Raw genomic sequence first — 15,115 nt, 5'->3', positions numbered from 1 at the left:
GCATCTACGAGCAGTTCCTGATGCGCCAGCGGCAGATGGCCGCGGTGCTGGAAGCGCACGGCGTGCCGGTGCTGTTCGTGCACTGCGAGGCCGGCCAGGACGCGCGCGAGCTGCTGGCGCGCTGAAGACGGGTAGTGCCGGGCGCTGGCCGGCAACGTCCGGATCTGCGATTGCCGGCCAGCGGCCGGCACTACCGATAAAGAAGAACGCCGGCTTGCGCCGGTGTTTCCCGTTTTCAGCAGAAGTGGCGCAGTGCTGTTCGTGCACTGCGAGGCCGGGCAGGACGCGCGCGAGCTGCTGGCGCGCTGAAGACGGGTAGTGCCGGCCGCTGGCCGGCAACGTCCGGATCTGCGATTGCCGGCCAGCGGCCGGCACTACCGATAATGAAGAACGCCGGCTTGCGCCGGCGTTCCTTGATACTTACGGGGCCTTCTGGATCACCGCACACGCCAGGCGTGCGCCGGCGTTGCCGGTCGGCTGGGTCTTGTAGTCGTCTGCATCGGCGTGGACGATCAGGCCGCGGCCGATGATGTCGAAGTCATCACCCTTGCCGATGTTGACATTGCTCGACACCGGGCCGTCGATGGTGGCCACGCCCTTGTCGTCGGCCTTGATGTTGGGCATGTCACCGCCGTGGTGCGGATCGGTGGCGACGTTGCCGTGATCCTGCTTGCCCGGGTTGAAGTGGCCGCCGGCGCTCATGCCGTCCGGCGCGCTGCAGTCGCCCTTCTCGTGGATGTGGAAGCCGTGCTCGCTGCCCGGCTTCAGGCCAGTGATCTGGCCGGTCACGTGGACCTTGCCGTCGACCACCTTGAAGGTGACGCTGCCCTTGGTTTCGTTGCCCTGGGTCGGTGCCAGTTCGGCGGTGGCCGAGGCATCGGCAGCCGGTGCAGCCGCCGGGGCTGGCGTTGCGGCCGGTTCGCTGGTGGCGCCCTCGGCCGGGGCGGCCGGCGGGGTTTCCGTCTGCGGAGCGGCCGGCTGCTGGCCGCAGGCCGCCAGGCCCAGCGCGGCGATGGCCGCAAACAGCGAAGTGTGGATCAGACGCATTGGAATCTCTCCCTGGATGTTGCCTGCAGTGATCAGCGGACGACCCGGATCACGCCACAGGCGATGCGGACGCCGGCATTGCCGGCGGGCTGGCTGCGATAGTCGTCGGCGTTGGCATGCACGACCAGTGCACGTCCGGCGATATCGGTGGCGGCGCCTCCGCCAAGGGTAACGCCCTTGAGGTGGATATCGACGTTGGCGCGGCCCTGGGCATCGGCACGCAGGTTGTCCATGTCGCCCAGGTGGTGCTTGCCGGTGCCGGCGCGGCCATGCGCGGCGCCACCGGGATTGAAGTGGTTGCCGGCGCTGCTGGCATCCACCGCGCTGCAGTCGCCACGCTCGTGGATGTGGAAACCGGCCTGCTGCAACGGCTGCAGGCCACCGATCAGGCCGGTGATGTGGATACCGCCGGGCTCCACCATCAGTGCGATGCGGCCACTGACGATGCTGGCCGAGGCCGGCGACAGATTGGCCTCGCCCTGCTTCGCTGCGCTGACCACGGTGGGCGGCGGCGGGGTGGGCTCGGCCTTCTTCGGCGCGCTGCCACAGGCAGACAGCAGCACGGCGGCGGACAACGGCAGGATGGCAAAGGACAGACGCATCGAAGACTCCTTGCAGGTGACACTAAGCATTGCATCGTCCATGAACGATCAACGGTTCGGCAAGCGGGCGCGAGGATCGCGTGCAGGGACCGTTCAATGGCCCCCGCGACGGCGCCCGGCGCCCAGCTTGCGGGTAAGGGTATTGCGGCCGAGGCCGAGGCGGGCAGCGGCTTCGGCGCGGCGACCGTGGGTGATCTGCAGCGCTGCCTCCAGCAGGGCATGGTCGACCCGCTCGCGCACCTGCGCGTGCAGCCCTTCCACGCCTTCGGCCAGCTGACGGCGCGCCCATTCGGCCAGCAGCGCTTCCCATTGGCCCGGATCGGCTGCGCTGGCGCTGTTGCGGCGGCCGCGCGCGCGGTTCAGCGCGGTATCGACATCGGCCACGCCGATGGTGTCGGCGGCGGCCAGCGCGGCCATCCGCCAGCACACGTTCTCCAGTTCGCGCACGTTGCCCGGCCAGTCGTGTTCGCGCAGCGCCTGCAGGGCCGCGGCGGTGAGGCGCTTCGGCGGCGTATCCAGCCTGCGTGCGGCGGCGGCCAGGAACGTGCTGGCCAGTTGCGCGATGTCTTCGCGGCGCTCACGCAGCGGCGGCAACTGCAGGCGCACCACGTCCAGGCGATGCAGCAGATCGGCGCGGAACTTGCCCTGCGCGACCAGGCCTTCCAGATCCTGGTGGGTGGCGGCCACCACGCGCACATCGACGCGGATCAGCTCGCGGCCACCGACGCGGAAGAACTCACCCTGCGCCAGCACACGCAGCAGGCGGGTCTGCAGCGGCAACGGCATGTCGCCGATCTCATCCAGGAACAGCGTGCCGCCGTTGGCCTGCTCGAAGCGGCCGACATGGCGGCGTTGCGCACCGGTGAAGGCGCCAGCTTCGTGGCCGAACAACTCGCTCTCCAGCAGTTCGGCAGGGATCGCGGCGGTATTGAGCGCGACGAACGGGCCCTGCGCACGCGGCGATTCGCGGTGCAGCGCATTGGCCACCAGCTCCTTGCCGGTGCCGGTCTCGCCGGTGATCAGCACCGCCAGCGGTGCCTGCGCCAGGCGACCGATGGCGCGGAACAGCGCACGCATCGGCGGGGTATCGCCCACCAGTTGCGGCGGCTGGTCGCTGGGCGTTTCGGCGGCGGGGCTGGGGGCGGCCAGCGCGGGCGCCACGGCCGGCAGCACACGCTGCGCCAGCGCCACGGCATCGTCCAGGTCGAACGGCTTGGACAGGAATTCATGCGCGCCCCCGCGGAACGCACCGGCGGTGCTGGCGACATCGGTGTAGGCCGACATGACCACCACCGGCAGCTGCGGCAACGCGGCCTTGAGCTTGTCCAGCAGCACCAGGCCATCGTCGCCAGGCATGCGCACATCGGTGAACAGCAGCGCCGGTGGCGGGCCCGCGCTCAACGCCTGCAGGGCGGGAGCGGCACTGTCGAAATCGACGACCTGGTACCCCGCCTCGCGCAGCGCGGTGCACAGTACGAAGCGCACCGCACGATCATCGTCGACCACCCAGATGCGCTGTGCGGTGGTGGGGGACTCAGACATCGCGCGGGGCCTCCTCGGCAGGAGCGGCGCCGTTGCCGATCGGCAACAGCAGGGTGAACACGGTATGGCCCGGACGCGAGCGGTAGGTGAGCGTGCCGCGATGCTCGCGCGCGACCTGCTGGGCCAGTGCCAGGCCCAGCCCGGTGCCTTCGGCACGGCCACTGACCAGCGGCAGGAACAGGTGTTCGGCCAGCTCCTCGGGCACGCCACGGCCGTCGTCGGCGATTTCCAGGCGCAAGGCCAACGTGTGCAACTGCTCGGCGATGCGCACGCCATGCTCCACGCGGGTACGCAGGGTGATGCTGCCGGCGCCGGCCTGGATCGCGTTGCGCACCAGGTTCCACACCGCCTGCGTGAGGCGGTCGGCGTCGCCGTGGAATTCGGGAATGCTGGGGTCGTAGTCGCGCTGCAGGCGCACCGCCCAGCCGGCCTCGTTCTCGGCCAGGCGCAGCACGCGCTCGAGCGCGGCATGGATGTTCAGTTCCGCATGCGGCGCAGCCGGGGCCGGCGACAGCAGCTGGTCGAGAAGGCCGTTGAGGCGCTCGATCTCCGAGCCGATCAGTTCGATCAGTTCGCGTTCGCTGGCATCGCGCTGGGCCGCGCGGCGGGCCAGCAGCTGGGCCGCGCCCTTCAGCCCGGCCAGCGGGTTGCGCAGCTCGTGGGCCAGCCCCTTCAGCGCCGCGCTGAGCGCGCTGGGCAACGCCTGGGTCGGGTCGAGCCCGGGGAATTCATCGACCGGATGCGCCTCCAGCAGCCAGCCACCATCGTCGCGGCGGCTCATCCAGCCCTCGGCGAAGCGCGGCGCCTCGCCGGGCACCGCCAGCGCCAACCGGTTCAGGCGCAGGCTGTCGCGCTCATCGCGGGCCAGGAAATGGGCCAGTGCCTCGCCCTGCACTTCCAGTGCGGCCAATGGCCGACCCAGCAGGCGCCGGACGCTGACGCCCAGCCAGCGGGCGAAGGCCGGATTGCAGCCGGCAATGCAGCCATCGGCCCCGGCCCAGGCCAGCGGCGTGCCCAGGGCATCAAGGGACGGCGGGGGTGCGGGGTCGGACATTGCACCAATGTAGTGCAAAACGCGGGGTTCGGGGTCAGAGCCCTTTCCTGGCGGAAAGGGATCTGACCCCTGCTGCAGGTCGAGCAAGCTCGACCACTACCCGATGCGTGGCCGGCTACAGCTTCATGTTGAGGCCGACGAATACGCTGCGGCCCGGCGCCGGCGAGAACATCGGGCGGGAGCTGTCCCAGAAGAAGCTGTCGTACCAGGCGTAGGCGTACTGGCGGCCGGTGACGTTCTTCAGTTGCAGGTCCACGCTGAAATGCGGGGTGAGCTGATAGGCAGCACTGAGGTCGAGCACGGCGAAGCCACCGAACTTGCCGGCCACGTTGCGCTCCTCAAGGTAGTAGTCGCCCTGCGCGCGTGCCTGCAGGCCGAGGCGCAGCGCGTCGCTGGCGCGGTAGTCCACACCCAGATTGCTGATGTGGCGCGGGGTGGCGGCCACTTCCCGGCCCTGCAGGGAAATGCCGGCATCGCGGTCGTCGCGGGTGATCTTCGCTTCCTGGTAGGCGTGCGACGCCCATACCGTCCAGTCGTCGCCCAGCTGCAGGCTCAGCTGCGCATCCACGCCGCGCCGGCGGGTCTTGCCCAGGGTGACCGTCGTGCCGGTGGCCGGCATGTTGGATACCTCGTTTTCCGCGTCCTGCTGCCACACCGCCAGGCGCGCCTGGGCGCCCTGGAACGGCTGGAACTTCAGGCCCAGCTCCATGCCCGTATTGGTGGACGGCTGCATCGGCGCCTGCCCCGGGGTGAGGTAGGCCGGTGCGGTGGACCCGGTCAGCACCTGGAAAGTGCGGCCCCAGTTGGCGTAGACGTGGGTGGTCTGGCCCAGGCTGTGGATGATGCTCAGCTTGGGCTGGCCGATGCTGCCGTAATCCTGCAGCCGGGCGGTGATGCCGTTCATCAGGTGCGTGCTGCCACTGAAGCGATCGATACGATAGGCCGGCACGATCTTCCAGGCCTCGACGGGCTGGTAGATGGCCTGCACGTAGGCGCCCCAGTTGTCGAAGCTGTGGCGGTCGTCGTTCTGCACGCGCGCCGGCGGCTGGCTGTAGTCGGTCGGTTCGGCGTAGGCATAGCGCTCGCGGATATAGCCGTTGTCCTGCTGCTCGTAGTTCAAGCCGCCTTCGACGGTAAGCGCGGGGCTGGCCTGCCAGGTCAGCGTGCTGAGCAGGCCAGTCTGGCGTTCATCCCACACGCGGCGCTGACGCGGCAGGTTGCCGGTGGGCAGGTCGCTGAAGGTCACGCGGCGGTCGTCTTCATAGCGGTTGTAGTAGAGCCGCGTGCCGAAGGTGAGTGCGTCGGACAGCTTCAGGTCGACGTGCGCGGCGATCTGGCGCATGTCGCGGTCATCGCCATCGTTGCCGTTGCGCAGCTCGCTGCCACGGCGGTGCGTGCGCAGTTCCTCGGCGGTCATGAAGCCGGGTTCGTCGGCTTCATGGTGGTAGGTGCGCGCGGTCAGGCCCACGCGCAGCCCTTCGTCCAGCGTGCCGAAGAACCACTTGCCGCCCAGCGAGTACTTCCTGGAGGTGTCGTGGTCGCGATAACCATCGCTGGCCTGGGTGCCGACAAAGTAGTTCTGCGCGAAGCCATTGGCTTCGCGGCCAATCGCCAGCTGCGCATCACGGGTGTTGTAGCTGCCGTAGGCCAGGCGCGCATCGGTGTAGCTGCCGCCCTGGCGCGTACCGAAGTTCACGTTGCCGCCGATGTTGTGCAGGCCATAGCGCGGATCGTTGGTACCACGCACCACTTCGATGTAGCTGATGTCCAGCGGGAACAGCATGTCGATGAAGCGCTGGTTGCCGCTGTTGACGTTGCTGGGGATGCCGTCGATCAGCGTCTTGATGGCATTGAGGTAACCCTCGCCGTTGAAGGCGCGGAAGCTGATCTTGCCCGATTCGGCGCCCTGCCGGGTTTCGGTGAGCTGGATGCCGGGCATCTGCCCGAGCAGTTCCCAGCTGTGCGAAACGTTGCGGTTTTCGATCTGGTCTGCACCCAGCACGTCCACCGAAGTCAGCACCTGGTGCGCACTGAGCTGGCCTTCACCGTGCTGGTGCACCTGCACCTTGCCGAGGGTGAGCGCGGCATCGGCGGACTGTGCGAAAGCTTCAGGGGCGAACGGTGCGGCCGCCAGGGCGGCCACAAGGGTGGGAGTCTTCATGGGAAGGGGCGGTTACGGTGAAATGTAATCATATAACATTTCACATGCCCGCTTTTTGCAGCGTCGAGCAAGGCTCGGCGCTACAAGGGCGGGAGCCGGGGGGATTACACCGGGTAGCCGGTGGCTTCCCGTGCCTTCTTCCAGGCGGCTTCGAATTCACGCGCGGAGATTTCGTCGTCCTCGTCGAAATCCAGGAACGACACCGGCTGGTCGGCCAGCAGGAAACGGTCATCGCTGTGGGCGTGCTCGTCGGCCCAGACCATCTTGGTGCCGTAGATTTCCACCTGCCGCACGATCTTGTCGCCGCGCGCTTCCATCAGCACGTTGCCCTTGCCCAGGCCCGATTCGGCCCAGTGCTTGTAGTACTTCTTTGCGGCGGATTTCGCGCCGGGTTTTGCGTTGTGCTTTGCGTAGGTCATTGCAGGGGTCCTGGCCGCAGGCGCGGCCGGAAAGTTCGGAATGGCGCCATTATCAGGCATCCGGGGCCAGAGCCCTTTCCTTTGGAAAGGGATCCGCCCCCTGCTGGTTCAGTTCGGCAGGGGCACGCCCTTCGGCCACAGCATCCAGATGTTGCCCTTCTGCTTCATGTCGCCGGCCAGCTTGCCGGCGGCATCGCCACTGCCCCAGTACAGGTCGGCGCGCACCTCGCCGGCGATGGCGCCGCCGGTGTCCTGCGCAGCCACCGGGCGTACCACGGGCGTGCCATCGGGGCGCGTGGTCGACAGCCACAGCAGGCTGCCCAGCGGCACCACGGTACGGTCCACCGCCACGCTGTAGCCCGCGGTGAGCGGCACGTTCAGTGAACCGCGGGGGCCTTCCGGGCTGTCCGGATTGCGCACGAAGAACACGTAGCTGGGATTGCTGCGCAGCAGTTCCGGCACGCGCGCGGGATTGGCCCGGGCCCAGGCGCGGATCGCGTCCATGGTGACGTCTTCCTTCTTCAGCTGGCCCTGGTCCACCAGCCAACGACCGATGGCACGGTAGGGGTGGCCGTTCTGTTCCGCATAGGCCAGCCGTACCTGCTTGCCATCGGCCAGGCGCACGCGGCCGGACCCCTGGATCTGCAGCAACTGCAGGTCCATCGGATCGGTCAGCCAGGCCAGCACCGGCGCCTTGGCGCCCTTGGCCGCGATGGTACCGGCGTCGTCATAGGGCTTGAGCACCTTGCCTTCGACGCGCCCACGCAGGCGCTTGCCCTTCAGTTCCGGGTAGAGGCTGTCCAGCTGCACCACCACCAGATCATCCGGCGTACCGTACACCGGCACCGTCGCCTTGTCGGTGCGGGTCAGGCTGCCGGGGTAGATCGGCTCGTAGTAGCCGGTGATCAATCCGTCGGCCTGATGGCCACCGGCACGCAGCGCATAGGCATCGAGGTCGCGCTGCAGGAACTGGCGGATCGCGGCCGGGTCCTTGTCTGACACCGCTGCGGCGGTGGCGCAGGGCTTGGCCCAGACAGCGTCGTTTTTCAGGCGGGCGCAGCTGCTGCGCCAAGCCACGAAGCCGGCCTGCAGATCGCTGTCCGAGACCGCTGGCAGGGCTTTCCAGCCGACCTTGGCGTAGGTGGCCGCCGGCGGCGAGGTCGGCGTGGGCGCTTCGGAACCCGTGCGCGGAGCCGTGGTGGCGCAACCGGCGAGCACCGCCGCTGCCAACAGGGTCCAGTGCTTGCGCTTGAAGAAGGTGGCGGAATCGATCATGCCGCCATGGTGGCGGGCCGGCCGCTGGGCGGCAACCCAGCGCGAGGCCGAGCGTTCATGCGCGGGGTCACGGCGTCTGCAGCAGCAGCGAGTGCAGGATGCGCGCGTCTTCGGCATCCAGCGTCTTCGGCAGGTCGTCGCGGCCACGGAAGCGGCGGTGGAACGCAGCGACGGTGGCGTCGCGGTTGTCGAGCGGATAGCCGAAGCGGGCCAGCGCATTCCACGCGTCGAATCCTTCCGGTGCCGCGCCGTCGGCGGCGCGCGGCCACACGCCGAAGCCGGCCTCGGCCAACTGCTGCCATGGGAAGAAGCGGCTCGGATCCTGCTTGCGCGTCGGCGCCAGGTCGGCATGGCCGATCACCTGGCGCGGCGGGATGTTCAGGCGCGTGGTGAGATCGCGCAGCAGCACGATCAGCGATTCGATCTGTGCCGCACTGAACGGGCTGCGGCCATCGTTGTCGAGCTCGATACCGATCGAAGCCGAATTGAGATCGGTGATGGTGCCCCAGCGCCCGGCGCCGGCGTGCCAGGCACGGCGCTCATCAGCCACCAGCTGGTAACGATGGCCATCGGCGCCGATCAGGTAGTGCGCACTGACCGGCCCACCGCTGTTGGCCGTGCGCAACGTATGCAGGCTCTGCTGCACCGATTTCTGCTCGGTGTGGTGGATGACGATGATGACCGGGGTGCGCGCGTTCTGGTTGGGTGATGGGACCCAGGTGGCGAGCGGGTTGTGCTGCACAGGCGCGGTGGCGGTGCAGGCCGAAAGGGCCAGGGCCAGCAGTGTGGAAGCCAGAAGGCGGGGGCTGATCATGGACGGATTGTAACCATGACTGCAGCCGTGGTTCTTCGCTTCGTCCGGATCGCTGGAGAACTGGGGAGCTGTCATGCAAAAAACTCAATAACGCCCCCACCTCATGCCCAAATCTCAAACTCCAATTCGAATAGCCAAACGCCCAAGTTCCTCATCACCTACCTTCAATCCTCGAAACGGACCCAGCCATGCCGCCGAATCGATTCCAACACCGTGGACACGTGAACCCAGGGAACAACCGTCATAACAACTTGAACAAAATGATTCATCAACGGCCCCTCAGATCCCGCCAGTGGCCGATCTGGTCAATCCCTCCGCGCCCGCATTGCGAAGAAATCTACCTTGGCGCGTCACCACTGCTTCGACCGGTGACATACAGACTGGCAACACCGTCAAGCCGAGCAACTTCATCGAGGCGGCCGTTTAACCCCAACTTCCATTGAACAAGCAACCGCCCAGAACCCAGCCCAGACAGAGGAATCATCAAGACAACCGGAATCACCTAGAGGCGACATAAGGCGAACAACAACTTCGAACAGCGGAAGATCCTCACCAGATCGGTCAAAAATCGACTCAAGGAATACCATCATTACCGAGAACGCATCCAGCAACGCCAAGTACTCGCCCGACGAATTAATTTGTGCGCTACAAAATTCAGAATTAAGAGCACTCCCCACGGTGACAACCTCTGCAAATGCATCACACCAGTCATCCCACATTGCCGGATCGTTGGGCAAGCCATTCGCCCATAGAAATGACCCTCCCGAAGATAACAGATCAACAAGAGTGTCCTGCCCCTCCCCCCTCTCCATATACTTCTGAAGGAACACGCACATCAATACATATGCAGCCTGAACGGAAATTCTTCCAGCATCTTTCACATCACTAGCACTCATTTCGTGACCTTCTTTTGCTCCGACAGCCCGCCCGCCAGTGCGCCAACTGCCTGCGACAACGCCAGCACCATCTCTTTCTGCTCCGGGCTCAGCTTGGAGGGGTCTCCGCCGGTCAATGTATTAGTCAGTACCTTCGCTGCCAACTCGCCGCCGGCCGCGGACACCGCTCCGGTTCCCGCACTGCCACCATCGGCTTCCGCCAGCAGCGCACCCAACACCGCATGCGACAGCAGTTGCAGAGTCGCATTGGGGTCGCTGCCGTGGTTCGGGTCAAGCGTGCTGCCGATGAAGTGAGCGGCATAGGGCGCCAGTGCATTGGACGCGGCCTGGCCAGCGCCCTGTCCCGCCACACCGCCCACCAGCGCCGTCGTCACTGCGTTCAGTGCACGGTTGTACTCATCGATGCCCCCTACTTCCCCGCGCCGCTGTATGCCTGGCTATTTGCCGCCGCCACCTTGCTGCGCACAGGCACCCGATTCCATCGCCCTCAGTCACAAGGCCGTGTTGACCTTCATCATTCGTCCAATCCGCGGCCAGATCAACATGTAGAAGGCACCCACGGCCAACCCGATGAAAAGCATGATGCCAGCGCGCCTGGGAGCCCACCCAAACCAAAAGGAAGGACTGGTCCAGACCTTTATCCAAGCGCCAGGAGAGAAGGCACCCTCGAACGCGAGCCACGCCAACAAGGCACAGATTGGTGCAGCTACAACATAACGAGCTTTGAACCGCGGAAGAAACTTGTCCACAAGCATAACCCCGGGCACACCGAAGATGAGGCCCGACACAGCGGCTATGGCGCAAACCAGCGATGTGAAAATTGCAGCATGCGAAAAGCTGCCTATCCGAGAACTCAGCGGAATGCCTATGAATAGAGCCGCTCCAAGCACGGAGCTGGCAATCACAGACACAATCTTTGCCCCCAACTCACGCTCACTCACTGGCAGATCTCCACCATCTTTCCATCAGAGCCCCGGTAGCTCATGCATTTCTGCCTTGAGGGAAAAGTACTCCAAGGCCACCGCAACTTGCCAACTTCGCCACCAGTATCGCGCGTATTGGAACTCCACACTTGGCCCACCAATTCGAGTTGAACATTGGACGCGAACCCGTACCCCAGCCTCTGGTTGAGACTGAGAATCCACCGAATCCATCCGGAAGCACCTGTCGGATCACAAAGCCCGGATCCAATGCATGTGCTCCAGGCACCGTGATGTTGATCAGACTGCTGGTGCTCGGATCGACGATCGATGCTGGAAAGCCCCAGCTCCGGAGGCAGGCCGTAGGAGAGTCGCCACAGACCGGAGGAAAGGCAGCGACAGGTGAGCTCCACAGCGAAGCTCCAGTGTTCTCGATCTCCTGCGCCGGCCACACTACGCACCAGCGCATGCGGACTGTAGTCGTCCAGGGTCAGCAGGTAGACATACCATTCGATGTCTTCCATCACTGCTGCGGAAGTCGCCTGGATCACGCCTACTCCGTTCTGTAGTCCATCGAGGTCGTTGGAGGCGTGTACACGCCCACCTGCAGACAGCCATTGGAGCAGGAACGGTAGAGCCACGCCATGCGTGGATGGGCTACCCGCTGTGCCGACCAACGGTCGGCACCCACCAGAGCAGGAACAGTGCCGAGCAAGCTCGGCACCCACCAGAGCTGTAGAAGTGCCGACCAACGGTCGGCACCCACCACGTCAGTGCGCCGCCACGTCAGGCCTCGTAGGCGGACTCGCCGTGCGAAGTCACATCCAGGCCGGTGCGCTCTGCTTCTTCGGTCACGCGCAGGCCGACCACGACCTTGACCACCAGCAGGATGACCGCGGTCACCACCGCCGACCACACCACGGTCAGGCCGACGCTGACCACCTGCACCCAGACCTGATGGGCGATATCCAGATCGGCCTTTGTGCCGCCCAGCGACTGCGCACTGAACACGCCGGTGAGGATCGCGCCGACGATGCCGCCGACACCATGCACACCGAACACGTCGGCGGTGTCGTCCACCTTCAGCAGGCGCTTCAGGCCGGTCACGCCCCACACGCAGACCACGCCAGCGACGAAGCCGATCACGATCGCGCCAAGCGGCCCGACGGTGCCACAGGCCGGGGTGATGCCGACCAGCCCGGCCACCGCACCCGACGCAGCGCCCAGTGCCGACGGCTTGCCCTTGCCGATCGCTTCCACCAGCGTCCAGCCAAGCACGGCGGCAGCGGTGGCCAGCACGGTGTTGAGGAAGGCCAGCGAGGCCACGGTGTCGGCCGCTGCTGCCGAGCCAGCGTTGAAGCCGAACCAGCCCACCCACAGCAGCATCGCGCCGATGTAGGTAAACGGCACATTGTGTGGCTTCAGCGCGGTCTGGCCATAGCCCAGGCGCTTGCCGACGAACCACGCGCCGACCAGGCCGGCGACGCCCGCGTTGATGTGGACCACGGTACCGCCGGCGAAGTCGATGGCACCCAGCTCACCCAGGTAGCCGCCACCCCAGACGATATGTGCCATCGGGATGTAGCTGAGGGTGAACCACAGCGCCGAGAACAGCAGCACCGCGCGGAACTTGATGCGCTCGGCGAAGGCACCGACGATCAGCGCGGTGGTGATGCCGGCAAAGGTCGACTGGAACGCGACGAACAGATAGTCCGGCAGGCCCTTGATCGGCGTGTTGCCCACCGACTCCGGGGTGAAGCCCTTGAGGAAGGCGAATTCGGTGAACGAGCCGAAGAACGGATTGCCGGCGCTGAACACCGCGCTGTAGCCATAGGCCACCCACAGCAGCAGCACCAGCGAGAACACCACCAGGATCTGGCTGAGCACCGACAGCACATTCTTCGAACGCACCAGGCCGCCGTAGAACAGGGCCAGGCCCGGTACCACCATCAACAGCACCAGCAGGGTCGAGGTGAGCATCCAGGCGACGTCGCCACGATCATAGGCGGCGGCCGCTTCGGCCACGGCCGGCGCCGCGGCGGTGGCGGCCGCATCGTGCAGCGGCTCGACCGCCACGCTTTCGCTCGGCAACGGCGATACCTGGGCCTGGGCATGGGCGCTGCCCGGCCAGGCACCGGCGGCCAGTGCGCTGAGCAGCATCAACAGGCACACCAGATGGAACCGGGCTTGCCACCCGGTGAGAAGGCGCATCTTCATGGGGGGAATCTCCGGAAGGGGGTTACAGCGCGTCGGCACCGATTTCGCCGGTGCGGATGCGGATGACCTGTTCGACGGCGGTGACGAAAATCTTGCCGTCACCGATCTTGCCGGTGCCTGCCGACGACTGGATCGCTTCGATCACCGCGTCGGCACGCTCGTCGGTGACCACCGTTTCGATCTTGATCTTGGGCAGGAAATCGACGACGTACTCGGCGCCGCGATACAGCTCGGTGTGGCCCTTCTGGCGACCGAAACCTTTCACTTCGGTCACGGTGATGCCCGACACGCCTGCATCGGACAGGGCCTCGCGGACCTCGTCGAGCTTGAACGGTCGGATGATGGCGGAGATCAGTTTCATGCGCATGTCCCGAGGGTGGATGGGGCCAGCGCGCCAGCGCGCGTTGGCATCAGGCAACCACGGGTCATCAGGATGATGACCGTGGCTGTTGCACCGGACACGTACAGGGCCGGGACGGCCGTGCCTCTCTCCTTGCACGACCGACGCGGGAGGGAGGGCGGCCCTGGTCGCGTATCCGGTCTCTCTCTTGCCCCTGGATAGGGATCAGCGCCCATTCGTAAACGAACGGGATCCGACCCCGATCTGACCGCGGCTCCCCAGCCGCGAAAACGGAAGCGATGGCGGCGGGTGGGAGGGGGAACCCACCGCCATCGCATCCGGTCAGCTGGCGTAGTACAGCTGGTATTCCAGCGGGTGGGTGGCCGCGCGGAACTTGGTCACTTCCTGCATCTTCAGCGCGATGTAGCCGTCGATGAAGTCATCGCTCATCACGCCGCCGGCCTTCAGGAACTCGCGGTCCTTGTCCAGCGCTTCCAGCGCCTGGTCCAGCGAGGAGCAGACCTGCGGGATCAGCTTCTCTTCCTCCGGCGGCAGGTCGTACAGGTCCTTGTCGCTCGGTGCACCCGGGTCGATCTGGTTCTTGATGCCGTCCAGGCCGGCCATCATCAGTGCGGTGAAGGTCAGGTAGCCGGACTGGATCGGGTCCGGGAAGCGCATTTCGATGCGGCGCGCCTTCGGGTTGGACACCCACGGAATGCGGCACGACGCCGAACGGTTGCGGGCCGAGTAGGCCAGCATCACCGGCGCCTCGAAGCCCGGCACCAGGCGCTTGTAGCTGTTGGTGCCCGAGTTGGCGAAGGCATTGATGGCCTTGGCGTGCTTGAAGATGCCGCCGATGTACCACAGCGCCAGCTGGCTCAGGCCACCGTAGCCGTCACCGGAGAACAGGTTGGTGCCGCCCTTGGACAGCGACTGGTGCACGTGCATGCCGCTGCCGTTGTCGCCCACGATCGGCTTGGGCATGAAGGTAACGGTCTTGCCGTTGCGGTGCGCGACGTTCTTGATCACGTACTTCATGCGCAGCAGTTCATCGGCCTTCTGCACCAGGGTGCTGAACTTGGTGCCGATCTCGCACTGGCCGGCGGTGGCCACTTCGTGGTGCTGCACTTCCACTTCGATGCCGACCTGTTCCAGGGTCTTGCACATCTCGGCGCGCAGGTCGTGCAGGGTGTCGGTCGGCGGCACGGGGAAGTAGCCGCCCTTCACGCCCGGGCGGTAGCCGCTGTTGGCGCCGTCGTACTTGGCGCCGCTGTTCCAGGCGGCTTCTTCGGAATCGACCTTGAAGAAGGTGTTGCCCATTTCATTGGCGAAACGGACCGAGTCGAAGATGAAGAACTCCGGCTCCGGGCCGAAGAACGCGGTTTCGGCGATGCCGGAGGACTTCAGGTAGGCCTCGGCGCGCTTGGCGATGCCGCGCGGGCAGCGGCCGTACGGCTGCATGGTGGCCGGATCGAGGATGTCGCAGCTGATCACGATGGTCGGATCTGCGTAGAACGGGTCGACGTAGGCGCTGGTGGTGTCGGGCAGCAGGACCATGTCCGATTCGTTGATGCCCTTCCAGCCGGCGATCGAGCTGCCGTCGAACATCTTGCCTTCTTCGAACAGCGACGGTTCGACAATGCTGACCGGGAAGGTGACGTGCTGCTCGACGCCACGCATATCCACGAAACGCAGATCGACGAACTCGATCTGGTTGTCCTTGATCAGCTTCTCAACGTTTTCCACGGACATCGGTACGACCTCGGATGGGGATGAATGCCTGCTGAGGTACAGCAACGACCGTGCCAACTTTTCGCTGGCCGCAAGT

Annotated in this window: 14 protein-coding genes; all 14 read right to left on the bottom strand. The window is 65.9% G+C overall.

Annotated elements, in window-relative coordinates; all coding sequences use genetic code 11:
- Positions 1 to 420 precede the first annotated feature (420 nt).
- Positions 421 to 1,047 (bottom strand): superoxide dismutase family protein, encoded by a 627-nt coding sequence (locus AC5QAB_RS16450; protein WP_032959350.1) that lies wholly within the window; start codon positions 1,045 to 1,047, stop codon positions 421 to 423.
- A gap of 32 nt (positions 1,048 to 1,079) precedes the next feature.
- Positions 1,080 to 1,649 (bottom strand): superoxide dismutase family protein, encoded by a 570-nt coding sequence (locus AC5QAB_RS16445; RefSeq protein WP_032959349.1) that lies wholly within the window; start codon positions 1,647 to 1,649, stop codon positions 1,080 to 1,082.
- A 93-nt stretch (positions 1,650 to 1,742) separates the two neighbouring features.
- Positions 1,743 to 3,191: a nitrogen regulation protein NR(I) gene (ntrC, locus tag AC5QAB_RS16440; protein WP_197561622.1), complete on the bottom strand. Its 1,449-nt coding sequence runs from the start codon at positions 3,189 to 3,191 to the stop codon at positions 1,743 to 1,745.
- The gene (locus AC5QAB_RS16435) at positions 3,184 to 4,245 is read right to left on the bottom strand and encodes a two-component system sensor histidine kinase NtrB (protein ID WP_032959394.1); all 1,062 of its coding nucleotides are present in this window, start codon (positions 4,243 to 4,245) and stop codon (positions 3,184 to 3,186) included. The genes ntrC and AC5QAB_RS16435 overlap by 8 nt, the downstream gene beginning before the upstream one ends.
- A 115-nt stretch (positions 4,246 to 4,360) precedes the next feature.
- A complete protein-coding gene (locus AC5QAB_RS16430; RefSeq protein WP_495233500.1) occupies positions 4,361 to 6,406 on the bottom strand; it encodes a TonB-dependent receptor in 2,046 nt (681 codons plus the stop codon).
- Between the two features lie 104 nt (positions 6,407 to 6,510).
- On the bottom strand, positions 6,511 to 6,825 hold the full coding sequence (locus AC5QAB_RS16425) for a hypothetical protein (protein ID WP_005411860.1): 315 nt from the start codon (positions 6,823 to 6,825) through the stop codon (positions 6,511 to 6,513).
- A gap of 108 nt (positions 6,826 to 6,933) precedes the next feature.
- A complete protein-coding gene (gene mltA / locus AC5QAB_RS16420; RefSeq protein ID WP_164109089.1) occupies positions 6,934 to 8,100 on the bottom strand; it encodes a murein transglycosylase A in 1,167 nt (388 codons plus the stop codon).
- Between the two features lie 67 nt (positions 8,101 to 8,167).
- A complete protein-coding gene (locus AC5QAB_RS16415) occupies positions 8,168 to 8,914 on the bottom strand; it encodes an N-acetylmuramoyl-L-alanine amidase (RefSeq protein WP_032959392.1) in 747 nt (248 codons plus the stop codon).
- Between the two features lie 407 nt (positions 8,915 to 9,321).
- Positions 9,322 to 9,810 (bottom strand): hypothetical protein, encoded by a 489-nt coding sequence (locus tag AC5QAB_RS16410; protein WP_197561620.1) that lies wholly within the window; start codon positions 9,808 to 9,810, stop codon positions 9,322 to 9,324.
- A complete protein-coding gene (locus AC5QAB_RS16405) occupies positions 9,807 to 10,184 on the bottom strand; it encodes a VENN motif pre-toxin domain-containing protein (protein WP_032959340.1) in 378 nt (125 codons plus the stop codon). The genes AC5QAB_RS16410 and AC5QAB_RS16405 overlap by 4 nt, the downstream gene beginning before the upstream one ends.
- A gap of 563 nt (positions 10,185 to 10,747) precedes the next feature.
- A complete protein-coding gene (locus tag AC5QAB_RS16400; protein ID WP_146257712.1) occupies positions 10,748 to 11,254 on the bottom strand; it encodes a hypothetical protein in 507 nt (168 codons plus the stop codon).
- Positions 11,255 to 11,516: 262 nt separating this feature from the next.
- A complete protein-coding gene (gene amt / locus AC5QAB_RS16395) occupies positions 11,517 to 12,947 on the bottom strand; it encodes an ammonium transporter (RefSeq protein ID WP_053495709.1) in 1,431 nt (476 codons plus the stop codon).
- Between the two features lie 22 nt (positions 12,948 to 12,969).
- Entirely contained in the window at positions 12,970 to 13,308 is a 339-nt protein-coding gene (locus AC5QAB_RS16390) for a P-II family nitrogen regulator (RefSeq protein WP_004134334.1), read from the bottom strand.
- A 321-nt stretch (positions 13,309 to 13,629) separates the two neighbouring features.
- Positions 13,630 to 15,039 (bottom strand): type I glutamate--ammonia ligase, encoded by a 1,410-nt coding sequence (gene glnA, locus AC5QAB_RS16385; protein WP_014645491.1) that lies wholly within the window; start codon positions 15,037 to 15,039, stop codon positions 13,630 to 13,632.
- Positions 15,040 to 15,115: the final 76 nt, after the last annotated feature.

This window comes from Stenotrophomonas sp. YJH_SMC_127, from assembly GCF_059372445.1.
Note: the sequence above shows the minus strand (reverse complement) of the source record. Positions and strands in the feature narration are given on the sequence as shown.